17 protein-coding genes are annotated in these 19,577 nt (G+C 42.5%); 12 read left to right on the top strand and 5 right to left on the bottom strand.

Annotated features, from left to right (window positions below):
• The first annotated feature begins 336 nt into the window (after window positions 1-336).
• From pepV to IGI66_RS14195, 4 genes are all read left to right on the top strand, one after another.
• Window positions 337-1,755 carry a dipeptidase PepV gene (gene pepV / locus IGI66_RS14180; RefSeq protein ID WP_010778970.1) on the top strand — a complete coding sequence of 473 codons (1,419 nt, stop codon included), beginning with the start codon at window positions 337-339 and terminating at the stop codon, window positions 1,753-1,755.
• 86 nt (window positions 1,756-1,841) lie between these two features.
• Window positions 1,842-3,761 carry an OPT/YSL family transporter gene (locus IGI66_RS14185; RefSeq protein WP_010778971.1) on the top strand — a complete coding sequence of 640 codons (1,920 nt, stop codon included), beginning with the start codon at window positions 1,842-1,844 and terminating at the stop codon, window positions 3,759-3,761.
• Entirely contained in the window at window positions 3,754-4,119 is a 366-nt protein-coding gene (locus IGI66_RS14190; protein ID WP_010778972.1) for a PqqD family protein, read from the top strand. Before IGI66_RS14185 ends, IGI66_RS14190 begins: the two co-directional genes overlap by 8 nt.
• 182 nt (window positions 4,120-4,301) lie before the next feature.
• The gene (locus tag IGI66_RS14195) at window positions 4,302-4,883 is read left to right on the top strand and encodes a nucleotidyltransferase family protein (protein WP_438849337.1); all 582 of its coding nucleotides are present in this window, start codon (window positions 4,302-4,304) and stop codon (window positions 4,881-4,883) included.
• 49 nt (window positions 4,884-4,932) lie between these two features.
• Here IGI66_RS14195 and IGI66_RS14200 read toward each other — a convergent pair whose 3' ends face one another.
• On the bottom strand, window positions 4,933-5,211 hold the full coding sequence (locus IGI66_RS14200) for a zinc ribbon domain-containing protein (protein ID WP_438849338.1): 279 nt from the start codon (window positions 5,209-5,211) through the stop codon (window positions 4,933-4,935).
• 211 nt (window positions 5,212-5,422) lie between these two features.
• On the opposite strand from IGI66_RS14200, the gene IGI66_RS14205 reads away from it, so the two are divergent.
• From IGI66_RS14205 to IGI66_RS14220, 4 genes are all read left to right on the top strand, one after another.
• Window positions 5,423-7,813 carry a Xaa-Pro dipeptidyl-peptidase gene (locus IGI66_RS14205; protein ID WP_010778975.1) on the top strand — a complete coding sequence of 797 codons (2,391 nt, stop codon included), beginning with the start codon at window positions 5,423-5,425 and terminating at the stop codon, window positions 7,811-7,813.
• A 99-nt stretch (window positions 7,814-7,912) separates the two neighbouring features.
• Complete coding sequence (locus tag IGI66_RS14210) at window positions 7,913-8,827, top strand: DMT family transporter (protein ID WP_010778976.1); 915 nt, start codon at window positions 7,913-7,915, stop codon at window positions 8,825-8,827.
• 84 nt (window positions 8,828-8,911) lie between these two features.
• Window positions 8,912-9,856: a TMEM175 family protein gene (locus IGI66_RS14215; protein WP_086305189.1), complete on the top strand. Its 945-nt coding sequence runs from the start codon at window positions 8,912-8,914 to the stop codon at window positions 9,854-9,856.
• A 95-nt stretch (window positions 9,857-9,951) separates the two neighbouring features.
• Entirely contained in the window at window positions 9,952-10,500 is a 549-nt protein-coding gene (locus IGI66_RS14220) for a hypothetical protein (protein ID WP_438849339.1), read from the top strand.
• Window positions 10,501-10,557: 57 nt separating this feature from the next.
• Here IGI66_RS14220 and IGI66_RS14225 read toward each other — a convergent pair whose 3' ends face one another.
• On the bottom strand, window positions 10,558-10,887 hold the full coding sequence (locus IGI66_RS14225; RefSeq protein WP_010778979.1) for a hypothetical protein: 330 nt from the start codon (window positions 10,885-10,887) through the stop codon (window positions 10,558-10,560).
• A 236-nt stretch (window positions 10,888-11,123) separates the two neighbouring features.
• On the opposite strand from IGI66_RS14225, the gene IGI66_RS14230 reads away from it, so the two are divergent.
• Window positions 11,124-11,618 carry an Lrp/AsnC family transcriptional regulator gene (locus tag IGI66_RS14230; RefSeq protein ID WP_010778980.1) on the top strand — a complete coding sequence of 165 codons (495 nt, stop codon included), beginning with the start codon at window positions 11,124-11,126 and terminating at the stop codon, window positions 11,616-11,618.
• Window positions 11,615-12,778 (top strand): aminotransferase class I/II-fold pyridoxal phosphate-dependent enzyme, encoded by a 1,164-nt coding sequence (locus IGI66_RS14235; RefSeq protein ID WP_010778981.1) that lies wholly within the window; start codon window positions 11,615-11,617, stop codon window positions 12,776-12,778. Before IGI66_RS14230 ends, IGI66_RS14235 begins: the two co-directional genes overlap by 4 nt.
• Before the next feature lie 65 nt (window positions 12,779-12,843).
• On the opposite strand, the gene IGI66_RS14240 is transcribed toward IGI66_RS14235, so the two are convergent.
• Complete coding sequence (locus IGI66_RS14240) at window positions 12,844-14,034, bottom strand: AI-2E family transporter (protein ID WP_314575600.1); 1,191 nt, start codon at window positions 14,032-14,034, stop codon at window positions 12,844-12,846.
• Window positions 14,035-14,240: 206 nt separating this feature from the next.
• Between IGI66_RS14240 and IGI66_RS14245 the strand changes: the two genes are divergently transcribed.
• Window positions 14,241-15,362 (top strand): AI-2E family transporter, encoded by a 1,122-nt coding sequence (locus tag IGI66_RS14245; protein WP_010778983.1) that lies wholly within the window; start codon window positions 14,241-14,243, stop codon window positions 15,360-15,362.
• 257 nt (window positions 15,363-15,619) lie between these two features.
• Here IGI66_RS14245 and IGI66_RS14250 read toward each other — a convergent pair whose 3' ends face one another.
• Complete coding sequence (locus IGI66_RS14250; RefSeq protein ID WP_010778984.1) at window positions 15,620-17,014, bottom strand: amino acid permease; 1,395 nt, start codon at window positions 17,012-17,014, stop codon at window positions 15,620-15,622.
• A 318-nt stretch (window positions 17,015-17,332) separates the two neighbouring features.
• Between IGI66_RS14250 and IGI66_RS14255 the strand changes: the two genes are divergently transcribed.
• Entirely contained in the window at window positions 17,333-18,325 is a 993-nt protein-coding gene (locus IGI66_RS14255; protein WP_438849340.1) for a hypothetical protein, read from the top strand.
• 17 nt (window positions 18,326-18,342) lie between these two features.
• Here IGI66_RS14255 and IGI66_RS14260 read toward each other — a convergent pair whose 3' ends face one another.
• Window positions 18,343-19,308 carry a response regulator transcription factor gene (locus tag IGI66_RS14260; RefSeq protein WP_314575590.1) on the bottom strand — a complete coding sequence of 322 codons (966 nt, stop codon included), beginning with the start codon at window positions 19,306-19,308 and terminating at the stop codon, window positions 18,343-18,345.
• Window positions 19,309-19,577 lie beyond the last annotated feature (269 nt).

The raw sequence follows: 19,577 nt of genomic DNA on the forward strand, positions 1-19,577 counted from the left end.
GTCGAAGCTTTATTTTTAATGAAAATCAACTTATTTATATCAAATGATGGTTTCTTCACAATGACTTATGAATAAAAATACGGTATAATGCTAACTTGGGAGGTGAAACAAACTGCGGAATTAGGAATCATAGAATAACATTTTAACATTCATGAGCGGTCTTTTCCGTTGATTGTTTTGACGTAGTTCATCCTCAAAAGGGACCGTGAATTCGTCCAATAAAAAATAGTTATTCTACGCTGTCAAAATTTGAGAACTTTATTTAGACATGATCTTTCTAATGAATCTAACAGGTTTCAATACTTGTTACAAAAAAAAGAAAGCAGGGATTAAACAATGACAATTGATTGGCAAAAAGAAGTAGACGCACGTAAAGACGACTTAATGAAAGACTTAGGCGATCTTATTCGCATCAACAGTATCCGCGACGTGGAACATGGAACAAAAGAAGAACCTCTTGGACCTGGACCAGCTGCCGCTTTACGCAAAGTACTAGAATTTGGTGACCGTGATGGCTTCGTTACGAAAAACATCGAAAACGTTGCTGGACACATTGAATACGGTGACGGAGAAGAAATGTTCGGTCTGTTAGGACACGTAGACGTTGTTCCTGTCGACGACAACTGGGATACAGATCCATTTGAACCAGTAGTTAAAGATGGAAAATTATACGCTCGTGGTTCTGCCGATGACAAAGGGCCTTCGATCGCTGCCTATTATGCAATGCGCATCATTAAAGATCTAGAATTACCGATCTCTAAAAAAATCCGCTTTATCTTCGGTACTGACGAAGAAAGTGAATGGGTAGGGATCCACCGTTATATGGAAGTGGAAGAAATGCCAAAAGTTGGATTTTCTCCAGACGCACAATTCCCAATCATTAATGGTGAAAAAGGAATCTTATCTTATGAAGTAACTTTCGCAAACAAAGACAACGCTGCATCTGGCGACTTTGATCTAGTAAGCTTCAAATCAGGCTTACGCACGAACATGGTACCAGGAGATGCAACAGCAGTTCTTAAAGTCAACGACGAAGCAAAAGTTGCGGATATGAAAGCAGCATTTGACGCGTTTATTGAAAAATCAGACGTGAAAGGCGAATTCGCTGAAACCAATGGCGAAATCACACTTACTGTAATTGGTAAAGGTGCCCATGCACAAGAACCAAAATTCGGTGTCAACTCTGCAACCTTCTTAGCAACCTTCTTAGTGGACTACAAGTTAGACGGCAATGGTGCGAACTTTGTTCAAACAACTGCTGAATACATGCACTTAGATTACAACGGTAAGAAATTAAATGCTTACACAAAACACGATGTAATGGGTGAAACAACTTCTTCAGCGAACTTGTTCGACTATACTTCTGAAGGCGACAAAAAGATCACGATCAATGTTCGTCATCCAGAAGGCATCGACAAAGATACGATCTTAGCGAACATGGAAGACGTTCTTAAAGATGCAGGCGTTTCGATCGCGATCATTGGTGACGTGAAAACGCCTCACTATGTTCCAGCAAGTGATCCATTAGTGAAAACATTATTGGACGTTTACGAAGAACATACAGGTCTTGAAGGCCATGAAGAATCAATCGGCGGAGGTACTTACGGTCGAATCCTAGAACGTGGTGTCGCATACGGCGCAATGTTCCCAGGAGAAGAAAATGTAATGCATCAGCCAAACGAATTTATGCCTATTGATAGCTTGTTCAAAGCAACAGCTATTTATGCTGACGCTATTTATCGCTTAGTTAAATAGTCGGTATTGAGAGGACAGGAATCCTGTTCTTACAGGATTCCTTCACTCATTGGGGAAAAGATAGTAAGGAAGGAATTTCAAAGATAATGAAAAAACTCTCAAAAGACGCTTTTGGTGGAGTAGCTGGGAAAGATTATGTCCCGTACGTAGCTGATAAACCTAAAAAATCTGGTTCACCGATCATTATGGTTTTAGGTATTTTGCTTGCTGCACTTTTTGCTGCATCGACCGCTTATTCAGGTATGAAGGCCGGATTAACTGTAGCAGCTGGTATTCCAGGCGCAATTATTGGATCAGGGCTAGTCGCTCTATTTGTAAAACCTAAAACGATTTTAGGTAAGAACTTATTGCAATTGATGTCAAGTGGTGGGGAATCTGTAGCATCTGGGATGATCTTCGTATTACCAGCCGTAATTTTAGTCGGTGGTAAAGTGAATTTCATCGAAGGTGTTGGTTTAGGAATCGGTGCTGTTTTACTAGGTGTCGGAGTCTTCTCAATCGTTCAAGATTACATGTTGGTCAGCGAACACGGTAAATTAGTTTACCCTGAAGCAATGGCTATTTCAGAAACACTCGTTGCTTCTGATACTGGTGGCGATTCGTTGAAATACATGGGTATCGGTTTTGGTATCGGTGGTGTTTTAACTGCGTTGACGGGTTCAGTTTTCGGTGTGATGAACAATGTCATCAGCTTCGTAAACGAAAGCTTCTACAAATGGAAATTTGAAACAGAAGTGAATCCGTTATTGACAGGTATTGGTTTTATCGTTGGGATGGATGTTTCTGTCTTGATGTTTGCTGGTTCGATCTTAGCGAACTTCGCGATCGCACCATTGCTTGGTTACTTCATGGAAATGGCCAACAGCAACGCACATGTTTGGGACAACGCGTCTCAACTATTAAGTGCATCAAACTTTGCTGTGATCTCAGGTTCTTATGTGAAATACATCGGAGCGGGTATGATGATATCTGGTGGATTGATCGGCGCGATCAAGTTGATCCCAACAATCATTTCATCTATTTCTGCAACTCTGCAAGGTCGTAAAGATGGCGTTGAGCAAGAAGGCGGCGGAATGCTTCCATTGATCGCTGGCGCTGTTATCGGAATCATCATGGGCTTCATCATCACTGGAAGTGTTGCTATGGCACTTGTTGGTGGGCTGTTGTCAATCATCTTGAGCTTCCTATTCGTTATCGTTGCTGGTCGTTTGACTGGTACGATCGGTACGTCAAACTTGCCAGTATCTGGTATGACGATCGCATCAATGGTTATCTTGACATTGGTTTTTGTTATGATGGGCTGGACGTCAGCTGAAAATACACAACAATTATTAATGTTTGGTACTTTTATCGTATTAGCGATCTCAGTAGCTGGTGGTTATTCACAATCACAAAAAGTGACATTCGTAATGGGCGGAAACTTCAACGAAGGACGCCGTTACTTCTTGATCTCTAACATCGTTGGTGTGGTTATCGTAACAGGTATGATGGTGATCTTGTCACCACAATTAGCGATCACTGGTTCAAATCCTCCATTTGGTTTGCCGCAAGCAAACTTGATGGCAACACTGACTTCAGGGATCACTTCTGGTTCATTGCCATGGCACATGGTTATTGCCGGTATCGTAATGGGTATCGTGTTGCACTTCATGAAAGTGCCGATCATGACATTCGCCATTGGTTTCTACTTGCCAATCTCAACAACGTCAATCATTTTAGTTGGTGCGTTGATCCGTCAATTGATCGATGTATTGAATAAAAAAGAAAAAGAAGAAGTTGCTGAAGAACGTATCACTCTGGGTGTCAGCTTGTCATCTGGTTTGATCGCTGGTGGATCGATCGTTGGTTTGATCGGAATCATCTTGCAAGTATCTGGTGTCATTACTCCAGGAACGCCAACAGGCTTCTTAGGATCTAACTGGGCAGCATTCTTGCTACTTGCAATTTTAGTTGTTGCAGTCATCGTTCCATTGTTAAGTGTGAAGAAAGTGAAACACAATGACTAATCAACAGCAACCTGCTGTGAATCCGGAAACGGAAGAGCTGTTGACGCGAGTGTATCGACTGAGAGACGGGCTGCATTATGAGGTACGTGATGGCATCGTGTTTGTCATTACCGAACAAAATGCATGGATTCAACGCGTGTTACGCAAAATCCACTACAAAATCCCGGAAACCTCTGAGATGGAACTCGACAAATACGGCAGCTTCATTCTTCAACAGATCGATGGAAAACGGACAGTCAAAGAAATTGGTGAAAACCTTGGCGCAGCCATCGAAGAAGCCAATGATCAATTGTACGACCGTTTATTGATTTACTTGAATCATTTAGAGAAGAATGAAAAATATATTGAGTTAGTTTAACGAAAATGGCCTTCAAGCGTTCGCTTGGAGGTCTTTTTTTTTGATTGTTCAAAAAGAGAGCAATAAAAAAAGTTTTCTTAAGTGCTATACTTTATCCATAAAGTTAAATGAACGTAGGCAGGAAGAGGCAGTTCTGAGTCTCGATTTATTGTTATCATCGAAATGATAGGGGGATCATTGATTTGACAGAAGAAGAAATAAAGGAGTTATTGTTGGAAAACGGACAACTAGTGGACCTATTTAAAATCATTGAACAATTGGCTTTATCGGATTGCTGGTTATGCGCGGGGACAATTCGCAACTTTATTTGGAATCATTTATCTGGGAGGACAGGGATGGATCATTTAAATGATGTCGATGTGATTTTTTTTGATCCTGCTCTTTCATACGAAGAAACGGTAAACCTTGAGACCCAATTGAAAGAGGAGCATCCTGAATTCAGATGGGAATTGAAGAACGAACGTTACATGCATCTGCATAATCCTAAAACAGCGCCCTATGAAGACTGTTACGATGCTGTTTCAAAATTTCCAGAGACTTGTACGGCGATCGCGGTGCGCATGGAAAAGGGGAAGCTTGAATTGATAGCACCTCATGGTGTGGATGATCTTGTAAATTTTGTCGTACGTCCAACGCCTCATTTTATGGAGCATGATGCTAGAAAGAAAATCTATCAGGAACGAGTAAACAAAAAGGAATGGCAAAAAATTTGGCCGCAACTGACAGTTAAAGAAGTAGAAAAGCAATCTGGAGGCTTATTGTAAGTTTCCGAGTTGCTTTTCTACCTGTTGATCAAAGAAAGAACACCGTATTCTACGATGTTTTTTTCCAACGCTTCAACTCTGGGAAGAAGTCGTTCATAAATGCTAAGGCTTCTTCCTCGGTTTTTCCCTGTTCTTCTAATATTCCTGCTTCTTTCATGTGGGTCAAGCTGATCGCGATCATTTCTTCCATTGTATGGTCATCGACAAAACCGCCGTGCTTGTAGCAGTAAAGGCAGTACTCCTTATTTTGAGAGCCATCGTGTTCTGTCCCGTGTGTTCCGCTTGTTAGGGGCATGCCGCAACTTTGGCAGTAAGTCATTTCTTCCATTCTTCTTCCTCCTCAGATAATGATCGGTAATCGTTTTCATTGAACTTTAACGAACTTATCGAAAGTATTTGTTATAATTATTTTATCAGAAAAAAGGGGAATCGGTCTGTTTTTTTATTGTTTATTTGAGCGATTGGATAAATGGGATAAAGAAAGAGTGAGAGACCCCATCGGTGTATCTGACAATCTGACTATACGAGGAGAAATGTACATGAAAATCAATCAATTTGGTTTAAAACGAGTCTCACTTGAAGAAGCGAAGAAAGAGTTGATGGCGGCAGGCTTTCTGACGATCGACGCCTCAAAGGACGCGACGAAATTATGGTTTGCGTTTTTACGAAAGAGTTTTTTAACCGTACGGGACGAAAGCGGCTTTATCAGCAAACTTGGCAATTTTTTGGCCGATGAAACGACGGATTTAGCTGATTTCTATCGGTCAAAACAACCGGTCACAAAAGAAGTGTTTTATATGATGGGGTTGCAGCAGCTTGATTTTGAGCCGACGATCGATTTTGATCCCGGAAAAGTTTTAGAAGAAGCAGCTAGAATTGGCATCCCGATGATCGACAGTGACTTTTCCCATAGCGATACCCTCATTGAAGCGTGGTATCTCTTGTTGACGAGTCACACTAAAAATGGATTGAATTATTTGGATAAGCTTGCCTCAGAGGGGTATTACGAGAACAACGAAGTGAGCAGACCGTTCTTTTTTAATGGCAAAGCGCAGGCAGTGTTTGATACGGCGAAACTGATTCGTGAAGTCGTTTATGTGGAGGCACCTCTAGATACGGACAACGATGGGCAGCTGGATTTATTAAAATTAGAAATTTTACGGCCGATTGAAACAGAAGACGGGTTGCAAGTAGGGACCTTATTTACAGCGAGTCCCTACAGTCAGGGTGTCAACGGACCTGCCGGTGAAGCATTGACCTACGATGTCAACGTGCCATTGGAACGAAAAGAACCGACAGAGACGACGTATGAAGAAATACAATACCAACCAACACCAGTGGAATTGCCAGCAGAACGAGAGGTCAAAGGGAAGGCGACTCATGGGACCGAGACCTTTAGCCGTGAAAACAATCATAGCTTAAATGATTTCTTCTTGGCGCGAGGGTTTGCGGTAGTCTATGGTGCCGGGATCGGAACGAGAGACTCTGACGGTATCCAAACCTGCGGCTCTGTCGAACAAACAACGGCTATGGCAGCATACATTGAATGGTTAGCGGGAAACCGTCGTGCCTTTACGAACCGTACAGACAACATTGAGATCAAGGCGTGGTGGAGCAATGGCAAAGTTGCCATGACCGGAAAATCATATCTAGGGACGCTGGCAACGGCGTGCGCGACGCGCCAGATCGAAGGCTTAGAAACGATTATATCTGAAGCCGCGATCTCTGATTGGTATCAATATTACCGCGACAACGGCTTAGTCATCGCACCGGGAGGATTCCCTGGAGAAGACGCGGATGTACTGGCGATCGAGACCTTCAGCAAAATGCGCAATGCGGGCGATTGGCTTCATAGTAAGAAATTCTTCATGGATTATCTAAACGAGATGGCGAAGCTGCAAGACCGCAAAACAGGAAATTATTCTACTTTTTGGGATGAGCGAAATTATCTTCCCTTTATTAAAGATATCAAATGTGATGTCGTGATGGTCCACGGATTGAATGACTGGAATGTGAAGCCGCGTCAAGTTGCAAATTTGTGGGATGCCTTGAAGGAGGTTCCTGTTGCGAAGAAGTTGATCCTGCATCAAGGACAGCACATCTATATCAACAATATGCCTTCTTTGGACTTCCAAGACATGATGAATCTTTGGTTGAGCCACAAGCTTTACGGTGTAGAAAACGATGCGAAGGCTCTCTTGCCAGACATTGTTTATCAAGAAAACACTGCGCCTGAAACTTGGCATACGTTGACCGACTGGGCACCGGCTAGTGAAAAAGTCTATCATTTGGGGGCACAGGAATTAATGGATGCTGCTGCGTCTGGACAGGTGACTTTCAACGACCAATTACCAAAGGAGCAATACGAAGGGTACACCAAAAACATCCCGCTCTGGGAGAAGGAACTAAAAGAAGCGGGACCGATGGATGGGCACCGCTACTTAGCGAAAACAGAGGTATTAAAGGAAGCTATTTTCTTGAATGGACGACCAAGAGTCTCTATAAAAGTAGCTTCGAGTGTGGATTTGGGCATGCTGAGTTTTGAATTGATTGATTTCGGAACGGCGAAACGATTGAAACCTACTCCAGATGTCTTAGCGCCACATGGCTTGCCACTAGGAAGAAATTGGCGTGAAGATAATCTTGTCGAATTCAAATTAGGCGCAGAGGATGAGTACAAGCTGATCACTCGTGGTCATATCAATCTGCAAAATCGGGAGAATGCTTGGAAGAACGACGACCTGAAGGCCAATGAATTTGTCGAGATCGACGTAGTCTTGCACCCAACGATGTATCATTTACCCGCAGGACGACAAATCGGTTTAGCGGTCTACGGGACTGATTTTGGAATGACTGTACGAGGAAATCAAGATATTGCGTACACGATTGACTTAGCAGAGTCGCAAGTGATCTTGCCACTCGGAGAATAAAAAAAGGAACCAATCACAAGGCGTTTTTTGTGATTGGTTTTTTGTCTGTCTGAGAATGCTATAATGAATCAACAAGAAAAGGAATGGAAGGAGTAAAAAATGAAGTTTAAAGGTGTGTTGCTGGCGTGTTCGTCAGGTGCTTTGTGGGCCTTATCGGGTATTATGTGCCAAATTCTTTTTGAGGAGTATCTTGTTTCGCCGGAATGGCTGGTCAGCGTGCGTCTTTTGTCAGCAGGGGTGCTGTTGACTGGATTGACGCTCCTTCAAGAAAAAGGCCGACGCAAGCGGAAAAAATTTACGCCGCGAGATTTTGTCGGTCTGCTGCTGTTTTCTTTGATCGGGATGCTGGGTGTTCAATACACCTACTTTAAGGCGATTCAATATAGCGGTGCAGCGATCGCGACGATTTTGCAGTTTACAGGGCCGATCTTTATCTTTCTATTTTTAGTGGCAAATAAGGAAAAACGGCTTAATTTTTTTGAATTTGTATTGATGGCAGCGACCTTTATTGGTGTTTTCTTTATCGTGATGGAGGGTGGTACGGCATCGCTCAGTCTGTCGACGATGGGCTTTTTTATGGGCATCGCGTCAGCGGTCACGCTCGCCTTCTACACGATTCAGCCGCGGCTGCTGCTAATAAAATACGGGGAAATGCGGATCGCGGGATTAGGGATGCTCATCGCTGGTCTGGCTTTTCAACTGATTCATCCAGTCTGGCGTCCAGATTTCCAGATGGACCGCTATTCAGTTGGACTGGTCATCAGCATCATTATTTTTGGGACGGCACTGCCTTTTTTGTTCCAATTGTCGAGCTTACGGTTCATTGAGGCCTCTTTGGCTAGTGTGCTGACCGTAACGGAGCCGATTTTGGCAACGATCTTGAGTGTGCTGCTTTTTAATAGTCAATTCGCTGGGATGCAGGTCGTGGGCTTTGGCTTGGTTCTCTTCTCCGTCATTTTTCTGACACGGTTGTCTGACAAGAATGAGCAGCCGAAAGAGGAACGAGTAGACTAATCGTTTCATCTGCTTCCTTATCTTTATTCTTTTTTGCCTGTTTGTTATATGATAGGTCAGAAGTATGAAAAAGAGGTGGCAGAAATGAAGGAACGCGTGGTGGTTTTCGGTGATGCGATCATTGCGATCATTTTGACGATCATCGTTTTAGAATTACCGATCCAGACGGCGGCGAACGGTGCTGTCGATATGGTGTCGCTGTTGCGAGCAGTGGGGATCTATTTTATTAGTTTTTGTTTTGTCGCGAATTTGTGGTTTCAGACAGGGTACGCGTTTAACAAAATTGATCAAGTGAAGAACAAAGAATTGGTCATCTACTTATTGTTACTGTTTTTCTTATCGCTGGTCCCTTCAGCGACAAGACTGCTGATCGACGATACGACGAAGCAGACGCTATTGATCTATGGGGTGTTGACCTTGATCGTGACCTTCGTCATGCGTCGATTGATCGTCGCGCTAACAGGGCAAGCATTGAAGGATGAGGAACAGCGCAAACGTCGGGTGAACGAGCTGAACAAACAAGACATGGGGGCGATCGCCTTTCGAATTGTCTGGTTGTTTTTAGGAATGTTCTTTGTGAAGCCGACCTTGATCGTTTACTTAGTCTTGCCGATCATGGCATTTTTACAAAATATCGTGGACCGCGAGGAAGACAGTTTGATTGCCTCGCTGGACGATGAGCAGCAAGCCGATTATTTCCAAGACCGCAACCAGGTGTGGGGGAATTCCGTTCGGCGGTATTCAACCTTGCTGCGAGACTCGATGAAAGCTAACGGTGGCGATGACCCTGATCGCTGGAAGCAGGTCATGGCTGACTGGGAAAGCCACATCAATCATGAGATCGATAAACGCCAGCAGCAATTGTCTTCCTTAGATGGGACGGACAAGCGGCGAGCGGAGAATGAAATCGCCCGCTTAGAAAAGCAAAAACAGAAACTGGCGATGCAAAAAGCCATGACGGAGCGCCGATTCAATCAGCAAAAGGGCTCAAACGATCCGCGGCTAAAACAACCGAAAAATCGTGATTAACTACTGAGGCGAAGAGAAGCTATTCTTTCGCCTTGGTATTTTTTTGTGCCCATTATATAATGAAGTATAAATATCGCAAAGGAGTTAAGTGGACTATGTCTGGAACAATGATCGAACACCCAATCAAAATGTACATTCGACGAGATTTAGGCATCACAGTCGAGCAATTCGGCAAGGTCGCGGGTATTCCGCAATCAACATTGGCTACTTGGATCAAACGGGAACGACGGGTAGAAAAATTGCCGATTGATTTTTATAGCGCGTTGGCAACCGTTCGCAAGCAGCCGATCGAGAGTGTTTATGGTGAATTGTTAGGCTGGCAGCAGCGCTATGATCGCTACAAGCAAGAAAGCTTACAGGCTATTGCCCAGGAGCAGCCGTTGTTTTCTTTGGCGGCTGAAGAAGGACGCAAAGTTTATCGGAAGTATCGAACCCGTCAGATGGAAAGTCAGTTGCTAGAACCTGCGAGACGTCTGCGTAAAGCGATCGATCAGTTGGACACGCAGGCATTTATTCAAGCAATGATCGAAATCTATGGAAACATTGAGTTGGCGATGCCGACGTGGGTCGCGAAATCATTTAATAAAAGTGAGTTAAAGGAAATAGGCCAAGCCTTTTATAATGAACTCTTGATGAAAGGCTAAGCAGCTTTTTTAAGTCATGAAGGGACAAAAAAATTGTAAAGAAGCGGGTGCGCTTCTTTACAATTCTTCTCGAACTGTATTCGTGATTTTTTTAAGATCGTCTGTCATTTGTCCAGAATGTCTGATGATATCGGATACGCGCAAGAAGCTGTTTTTATACATCGCTACTTCGCGAAACTTCTTATATTTTTCTTCGATCTCATTAAAAGTTGCTGGTTTACGATCGTCTTTTTCGACGGTTTCTGACCCGTTTACGTAATACATCCCTAAAAATGAAAGCGCGTCGTTGATGCCATCTAAGAAAGCCTCGTACTCTTCTTGGCGAATCTTTCCGTCAGCTAAACGCTGCCTCTGTTTTTCAATAAATATTTCGATTACTTGTTCCATTCTCAATCCTCCTGTCTCTACACCATTTTCTTATTGCTCATCTCATTTATTGTACTATGAAACCCGGTACTTGTGTTATAAAAAAAGAAAAAATTTTAGTATGGATAAAATACAATGAATCGTTCTCGCGTATTTAGCGAATTTTCAAAATCATTTGACAGTTTTTCTTTTTTTGGGAATAATAAACGAAAGATTAAAATAATCTAACAAATGGATAAATCGAAGGAGACCTTTCTATGGAACAGAGTAAACGCAAACAATTGTTGAAACTAATTGAATCCGATTGTCGGTTAAGCGTAGAAGAATACGCCGTGATGTTAGGCGAAGATGAAGTGATCGTTTCTGCAGAAATAAAACGAATGGAAGAAGAAAAAATTATTTGCGGCTATCGGGCCTTGATCGATTGGGATAAAGTAGAAGACGATTGGATCGAAGCCTTAGTGGAAGTGCAAACGATCCCTAAAGGCGAGGATGGGTATCGTGAGATCGCGGAGCGCGTACGAAAATTTCCTGAAGTCAAATCCTTCTTTTTTGTCAGCGGTGGCTTTGATTTTATTTTACTGCTGCAAGGACGCAATATTAAGGAGATCTCAAAATTCATCTCCACCAACCTCGCGTCGATCCCAGATGTTTCCGGGACGCAAACGCATTTCTTGTTAGACAAATACAAGGAGTGGGGCATCGATATGTATCAAGATGACTCTGATCCTAGAATTCAGGTGAGCCCATGAGAAATTTTTTAACGAAAAAAATCACAGATATTCAGCCTTCGGGCATTCGGAAATTTTTTGATATCGTTTCGGAGCAGCCGGATGCGATATCTCTAGGGGTGGGTGAGCCGGATTTTGACACGCCGTCCCACATGACGCAAGAAGGGGTTCGATCAATTCAGGAAGGACGAACATTTTACACGGCAAATGCCGGGATGATCGAGCTTCGAGAGAAAATCAGCGACTACCTGCTTTTCAGGAACAAAGTTCAGTATGATCCTAAAACCGAGATCATCGTAACAGTCGGCGGCAGTGAAGCCATAGACATCGCTTTACGGACCTTTGTTGATCCGGGGGATGAAGTCATTATTCCTCAGCCTAGTTTTGTCTGCTATGAACCAATCACACAAATGGTCGGTGGAACGCCAGTGACCATTGATCTTCAATCAAACAATCATTTTATGCTGACGGCGGAAGAGCTGGAGAGCGTATTGACGGAAAAAAGCAAAATTTTGATTTTGTCATTTCCTAACAATCCAACGGGGGGCACGATGGACCGCGAAGCGTTGATCAAAATCGCGGATGTTGTGAAGAAGCATGATCTATTAGTTATTTCCGACGAAATCTACGCGGAATTGGTGTATGATGAGCCGTTTACCAGTATTTCAGAATTACCGGGAATGCGTGAACGGACGATCGTCATCAATGGTTTCTCGAAGGGGTTCGCTATGACAGGCTGGCGGTTGGGCTTTATGGCCGGACCAGAAATGTTCATAGAGCAATTATTGAAGCTTCATCAATACACGATCATGGCAGCACCGACAGCAAGTCAGTACGCAGCCTTAGCTGGATTGAAAAATAATTGGCAAGAGACAGTCGAACCGATGCGCTTATCCTATGAAGAGCGGCGCAATTATTTGCACCATGCACTAGAGAAAATGGGGTTGCCGTGCTATAAAGCCAAAGGCGCTTTTTACCTTTTCCCGCAAATCAGTCAATTCGGCATGAGCAGCGAGGATTTTGCTTTGCGTCTGCTTGAAGAAGAAAAATTAGCAGTTGTACCGGGGTCGGCATTCGGCAAGAGCGGCGAAGGATTCTTACGACTTTCGTATGCTTATTCGATCTATGAATTAAAAGAAGCGATTCAACGGCTGGAACGATTTGTTCAACGGTTGAACTAACAAGCTGGAGCGGGAAATCCGCTCCTTTTTTGATGCAAAAAAACCTGCTCGAAAGCGAGCAGGTTTTAGTTTGCCGGGTATTCTTCTTGCGAAAACTCCGTATCTTCATATTCGCCATCGTCTTTGCCATAATAGCGGTTGTATCGCTGCTTGAACTTACGGAAAAGAAAGACACCGAAAGCTTTGAAAATCGTGTAGGTCGGGATACCAAAAACAAGACCAAACAATCCGAAGAGATTTCCCATGACCAATAGGACTAAAACGATCGTAACAGGATGGACCTTTAATTGATCCCCTAAAACTTTTGGTTCAATCACATTGCCGTTTAAGATTTGCTCGACGATCCACACAAGAACCAATCCAATCAGCATTTGGAAAGAGTGGAGCAGGGCAATCACTGCACAGGGTACAAAGGCGATGAAAGGCCCGATATAAGGAATCACGGAAGTAATTGTGACGAGAATCGCTAAGGGCAGAGCGTAGGGCATACTGATGATCAAAAAGCCGATAAAGACGATCACGCCGTTGGCTAAAGCGACAATAAATTGACCCTTCAAATAATCCCCCACTTGACTATTCAAAATTCCCCCTAGTTCTTTGGAATCCTCACGAAACTTCGGCGGCAGTAATTTCAAGAAATAGCCGTGAAAATTGTGAGCATCTTTCAATAGAAAGAAAGTGATGATGGGTGCTGTAAATAAAATAACGAAAAAGCCGCTGACCGTCGAAAAGAGATTTCCAACAAAGGTCTGGATGTCTCCAAGAGAATTGGATAAAGTGCTGATGATCTGATAAACGACATCCTCTAAAGAATCAAAGATTTCTTCGATGGGGCTCTCAAAAACCGTTCCGGCCGCGAGATCCTGTAAGGTTAAATTGAAATTTTCTACATGTTGCGGAAAATCATTGACCAAACTAGCGGTTTGGCTGTAAATTCTCGGGACAGCCCAAACGAAGAAGGCGCCTAAGAGCAATAACAAAACAACGACGATCCCTAAAATCGAATACATTCGTTTGACGCCTTTTTTTTCAAAATAATTCACGATGGGATCTAGTAAGTAATACAAAATCAGTGACAGCAGTACAGGTGCAAAAACCGTTTTAAAAATGATCGCTAGCGGGGTGAAAATGAACCGTACATGATAGAAAACAAAAATTAGTGCCCCCAACAGGACACCGGCAATCAATGTAAAAATTAGGTTCCGGCCGCCGATAAACTTGATCCAACGGGTCGCTTTTGTCGATGGTCGTTCCATTTTTATCAAATCCTTTTTTCTTTTAATTGTAGCGGATAATGAAGACCTACACAAAAAATAGGCTTAACCAATTAAAAGAAAAACCAAAATAATGCGTAAAATTCACAAAAATTATTTTTTATTTTTACAAAAATCGCTCTTCCTCCACGCATAAATGATAAGATGAAGCCATACCATACAAGGAAATTTTTTTAGAGGAGGCGTTTATGCTGACACGTTTCAAACAGTCCAAGCTATTTTTTTGGACAGCGGAAATAGTCTTAACGATCATAGGTATTTATTTTCTTCTACAAATGCCGAACATCTTCAAACCGGTGATTGGGATGGCTTCGGCGATCTTGCTGCCGTTGGTGATTGCAGGATTTCTTTATTACATGTTTGATCCAATCGTTGTATTTTTAGAGGAGCGAGGCGGACTGCCGAGAGTGATCGGGTTTCTCCTGTCCTTTATCGTGATCGCTTTTGTGATTGCTTTAGTATTGATGAATGCAGTTCCTAAAATGATTGAACAAACCGTTCAGCTAACGCAAAATTTACCGATCTATGCGGAGGAAACGGGCCGCTGGTTAAATGAACTTGCAAATAAGGAAGAGTTTAAAAACTTCCATTTAGGGGAACAATTGGCCGCAGCGAACTTAACGATCAATAATTTGATCAAAGTCGGGATCGTCAGTGTGACCTCTAGTTTGTCACGAATCGTGGGATTTGCGATGAAGTTCTTTGTGCTGTTGTTCACAGTACCCTTTATCTTGATTTTCATGTTTAAAGATGGACACAAATTTTTAGATGCTGTTTCACAGTTTTTCCCGCTAACGATCCGCAAAGAGCTGCGGCAAACGGTACGTGAATTGAACGAGACGCTGTCTGCCTACATCAGCAGTACGGTTTTAGATGCGTTCATCATTGGGATTCTAAGCTTTTTAGCGATGACGATCTTCAAACAGCCCTACAGTTTGTTGTTGGCTATTTTTTGCGGCGTCACGAACATCATTCCGTATGTTGGGCCATTTATCGGTGCGGTGCCGGCGGTGATCGTCGGACTGTTCATTTCGCCGCTTCAGGCACTGTACATGGGACTATCGATCCTAGTTATCCAGCAGTTGGACGGCAATTTGATCAAGCCGCTGCTATTCGGGAAGTCCTTGAACGTCCATCCGCTGACCATTATTTTAGTGTTGATCGGGGCTGGGAGTGTCGCGGGCATCTTGGGCATGTTGATCTGTATTCCAGTGTATGCCGTCATAAAAACGTTGGTCATCAATATTCATAAGATTTACCAGCTCCGCCGCGAGAGCCATTTACTGAAAGATCCTAGAGAAGAGCAATAAGAAAACACGAAAACGTCTTTTTAGAAAATCGATTTTTTGTTTGTGTAGGCTCTACAGTAGGATTCATTTTACACCAATCAAAGGCATACCAAAAAGGAAGCAGTGAGCCACTGCTTCCTTTTTCGTCTTCTGATAACGTGAATGAATTCAAGACTCATGAGCGATTTACAATTGAGTTTAACGTATAGACCAATTCTGTAAAAATCGTCAAAAGACAAGCGTTTTTCACAATCAGTGTGTGAAATAAATAACTGAATTTACTCTCGCTCGTCAAAATCATGCAAAATTTTGGTTGATATCGGTTTATTTCGCTCGAATTTGAAATGGTAAATTGCCAGTAGTGCGATAAACCAGATCGGTGAGAAAATCAACGCTTCCCGCGTATCTGAGGCAAGTGCCAAAACAAACAAGACAAAGGCTAAAAAGGCGAAGACCAGATAGTTTGCATAAGGGAACAGCGGCAATTTAAACGAACTTTTTGCTGCTAGCTCAGGTTTTGTTTTACGAAAACGCATATGGGTAAAGACGATCATGCCCCAGATAAAGATAAAGCAAATCGTTGCGATGGAGCTGATCATCGTAAAGATATGACTTGGAACGAAAAAGTTCAAGATCACCGCGATGAAGATCACCAGAGTAGAGAATACTAACGCATTTCCAGGGACGCGGTTTTTAGTTAATTTTTTGAAGCGACTAGGCGCGCTGCCTTCTTGTGCCAATGAACGAACCATCCGGCTCGTACTATAGATGGCGCTGTTACAGGCGGACATAGCGGAGCTTAACACAACTAAGTTGACGATCGATGCGGCCGCTGCGATACCGATCTCGGAAAAGACTTGGACAAAGGGGCTTTGATCGGCCGACAGGCTTGTCCAAGGATAGATCGACATGATCATAAATAAAGAGCCTAAATAGAAGAGAATGATCCGTACAGGGATCGTATTAATGGCCTTTGGTAAAACCGATTTCGGATCAGAGGTTTCTCCACCAATCAAGCCTACCAATTCCACACCGCAAAAAGCGAAGGTCGCCATTTGGAAGGAGAGGACGAAACCGCCAGCACCTTTCGGGAAAAACCCGCCGTGACTCCACAAATTAGTGACGGTCACGTGACCTGCGCTTGTTTTGAAACTTGTGAGGATCATAAATGCGCCAGCAAGAATCAGGGCAATGATCGCCACGACTTTGATCAACGCGAACCAAAACTCCAATTCGCCAAACAATCCAACGGCAACCAGATTCAGCCCAAGCAACAAGACCAAAGCAATAATTTCAGGCAGCCATTGTGGAATATCTGGCAGCCAGTAATTCACATACATCCCGGTGGCTGTTAAATCTGCCATCGCAATCGCGATCCAGCAAAACCAATACGTCCAGCCGGTAACAAACGCAGCCTTATTGCCCAAGTAGTCCGCTATAAAATCTAAGAAAGAATGGTAATTCAAATTTGATAACATTAATTCACCTAACGCACGCATGATTAAAAAAATGATGCAGCCGGTAATTGCGTAGGATAGAAGAATCGACGGCCCCGTTAGCTGGATCGTTCTCCCTGAACCGAGAAACAATCCAGTGCCAATGGCTCCCCCAATTGAGATCAATTGGACGTGACGGCTTTTTAAACCTCTATCCAATTCTTCATGACTTTCCAATTAAATCAGTCCTTTTTTTAAGATTAGAACGAGTTTATCAGAAAAAAGACAGCGATTAAAGAAATCCATGAAAAATAAAAAAAGAGTAAAAATATTCTAATTTTTTTAAAATAACAAAACAATTAGAAAGAGTTACTAAAGTTTCACTATTATTTGTGCTTTGCAGGTATTAAAATGCTATAATATTGGCAGCTTGGCCGTTCAATCGTTTGCTGCCTAGAGATAAGCTAGACAAAGTGTTTGAATCTAAGGTCAATAAAAATAAAACGTATTTTCCACTTTCGGAGAAATAAATACCTGAATGAAGGGGGAGCCGGTTTGAATAAGAAAACAATCGGTTGGGTGGTACTCGGACTGGTTGTGTTGGGCGCCGTTGGTTTTGCCAGCTATCATATCTATCAAGAAAAAGTGATTCAATCAGAGAACGAAACCAAAAAAACACTGAATGCTCGTCTGACCAATCTTTATGAAGATCAAAAATCAGGCTATTTCAAAGCAGACATTTCAGCATCTGCATTTGACGACCTTGCCACTGAAGTAAAAAATCAGCGCGGGGAAAGCAGAACGCTTGAGGACATTGATCAAGCAAAGAAAAATTTTTATATCCAAACAGAATTAAATGCTCTTTTTGAAAAAAGTGTCCTCAATGGTTTGGATCTATCCGCACATCCTGTATTGAAAAAACCAGATGGGGAGCAGATCAGCAAAATCAAAGAGCAATTGGACCAAAGTTCCGCCAAGGAGAAAGACTGGGGGCAGGACATCAGCATGCTCCTAGGGATCGCGGAAAATCAGTCGAAGGATTTTTCAAGTGCCGAAAATGATGTCACAACGCTTGTTAATAAAGGAAGCAGCTTGTCCTTGTCGGATTATTTGGCGGGAATCAAAACGTTGGCAGTGTTGCCGGACGGTAAATTCAAGCAGCAGCTTATAGATAAGCTGACACCGGTAAAAAATCAATTGGCAAATGAGAATGCGAGTTTTGCTTCGCAAATCCAGCAAAGTGACGCCTCGATGGCTGCAGCAGAAAAAAGCTATCAAGAACGGCAGGCTAAAGCTTTGGCAGATCGTACAAAGGAACTGAATGAGCTGAAAAAGACATTGGCAGAAAAGCAATCAACCTATGATTCTTACAAAGACATTTTGGATTCCATCAGCGACAGTCGCAAAGACGATTCTTCGCGTAAAAAATCTGAAGAGGATTCACGTTCTCGCGAATCGGATACGTCTCGTTCCTCCGGTTCATCAAGTTCCAGCTACAGCAGTTCATCAAGCTCGTCCTCTGAACAACGTCAACCTGAAGACGATTAAAAGAGCAACGATTTCTTCTAAGAGAAATCGTTGCTCTTTTTTAGCGTCATCTTTTGATTGGCGGCTTGTTGGTATTCTTCAAAAAGAGGAAAGATCTGCGTTCGTTTCTTAATGTCGAGTTTTATGAAGATGTTATGGACATGGGTCTTTACGGTTCCTAAAGAGAGGAACAGGCGGTCCGCAATTTCCTGATTCGTACAGTGAAAAAGTAAAAGCTCGAAGACTTCAGATTCCCTCTGCGTGAATTGGTGAGCATGACAAAACCGTTGAATCAAGAGTGCTTCCTCTTGTTCTTCTGAGGAGAGTTCTTCAGAATGCTGCCGTTCCTTTAGGAAATAATGGCAGAGCAGAAGACAGACGGTGATCGAAAAAATATCCTCTGAAATACTTCGATTATAAATTTTCGTCGTTAAAGAGCTGTATTGATCAATATTGAAAATCACGAAGCTGTCCTCAATGACGATCAGGACACTAAAAAGAAAACTGATAATGGACAACTTTTTCAAATACCCGATATTTAAATCGGGAAGCGGCAATCGCGTCCCTCGCCAGCAATAAAAACCGAGATAAAATAGGAAAAGCTGATTGCCCAAATAATAGAGCCAGACTTTAAATGCAGAGTTGGCCATTAAAGGAACTGTGATCATCCAAACAGCCAAAGCGATCAGCAGGCCATAGTGGGGAGCTTTGAGCTTTTCGTTTCGCAGATCGGCGATGATGGAGATCGAAAAGAAGGCATTCCCCATAAAAATGATCGTTTTGATGGCAGGACCGCTCATAAACGATTGGTCATAGCTTTGCGCAAAGGAATTGATGAATTCGGTCATATAAATAATGACGTTGTCAAAAATAAAAAAGGCCAGATAGAAACTAATCAGTAAAAACACTTTGTTTTTTTCTTTTAGATAGGAATTTATTGCGAAAGCCATAGTGATGGAATATAGAATGATCAAAAGTATATTGTAAACGAAGATAGCAATCATATTGAATCCCCTTTCATTAAAGAATTATTAGACTCCTTTTTTCTTTCTAAGTATAACACCATTTATTCCGTCTTCGCTCCTAAAATCGCTAAACTTTTTTCTAAACTTTTCTAAACCCTTGTAAAATAAAAGGTTTATACCTAAAAATAAACCGCATGAAAATGTCTATTTTTCAAAATGTTAGCGTTTACATCCTTTGGCTTATCGTAAACTTGCTTATTTATCAGTAAATTGAAGGAGCAAAAGCAAACAAATTACTTAGGAGGCGT

Source organism: Enterococcus sp. AZ048 (genome assembly GCF_051715125.1).
In the GTDB taxonomy this organism is placed as follows: Bacteria; Bacillota; Bacilli; order Lactobacillales; family Enterococcaceae; genus Enterococcus_A; species Enterococcus_A gilvus.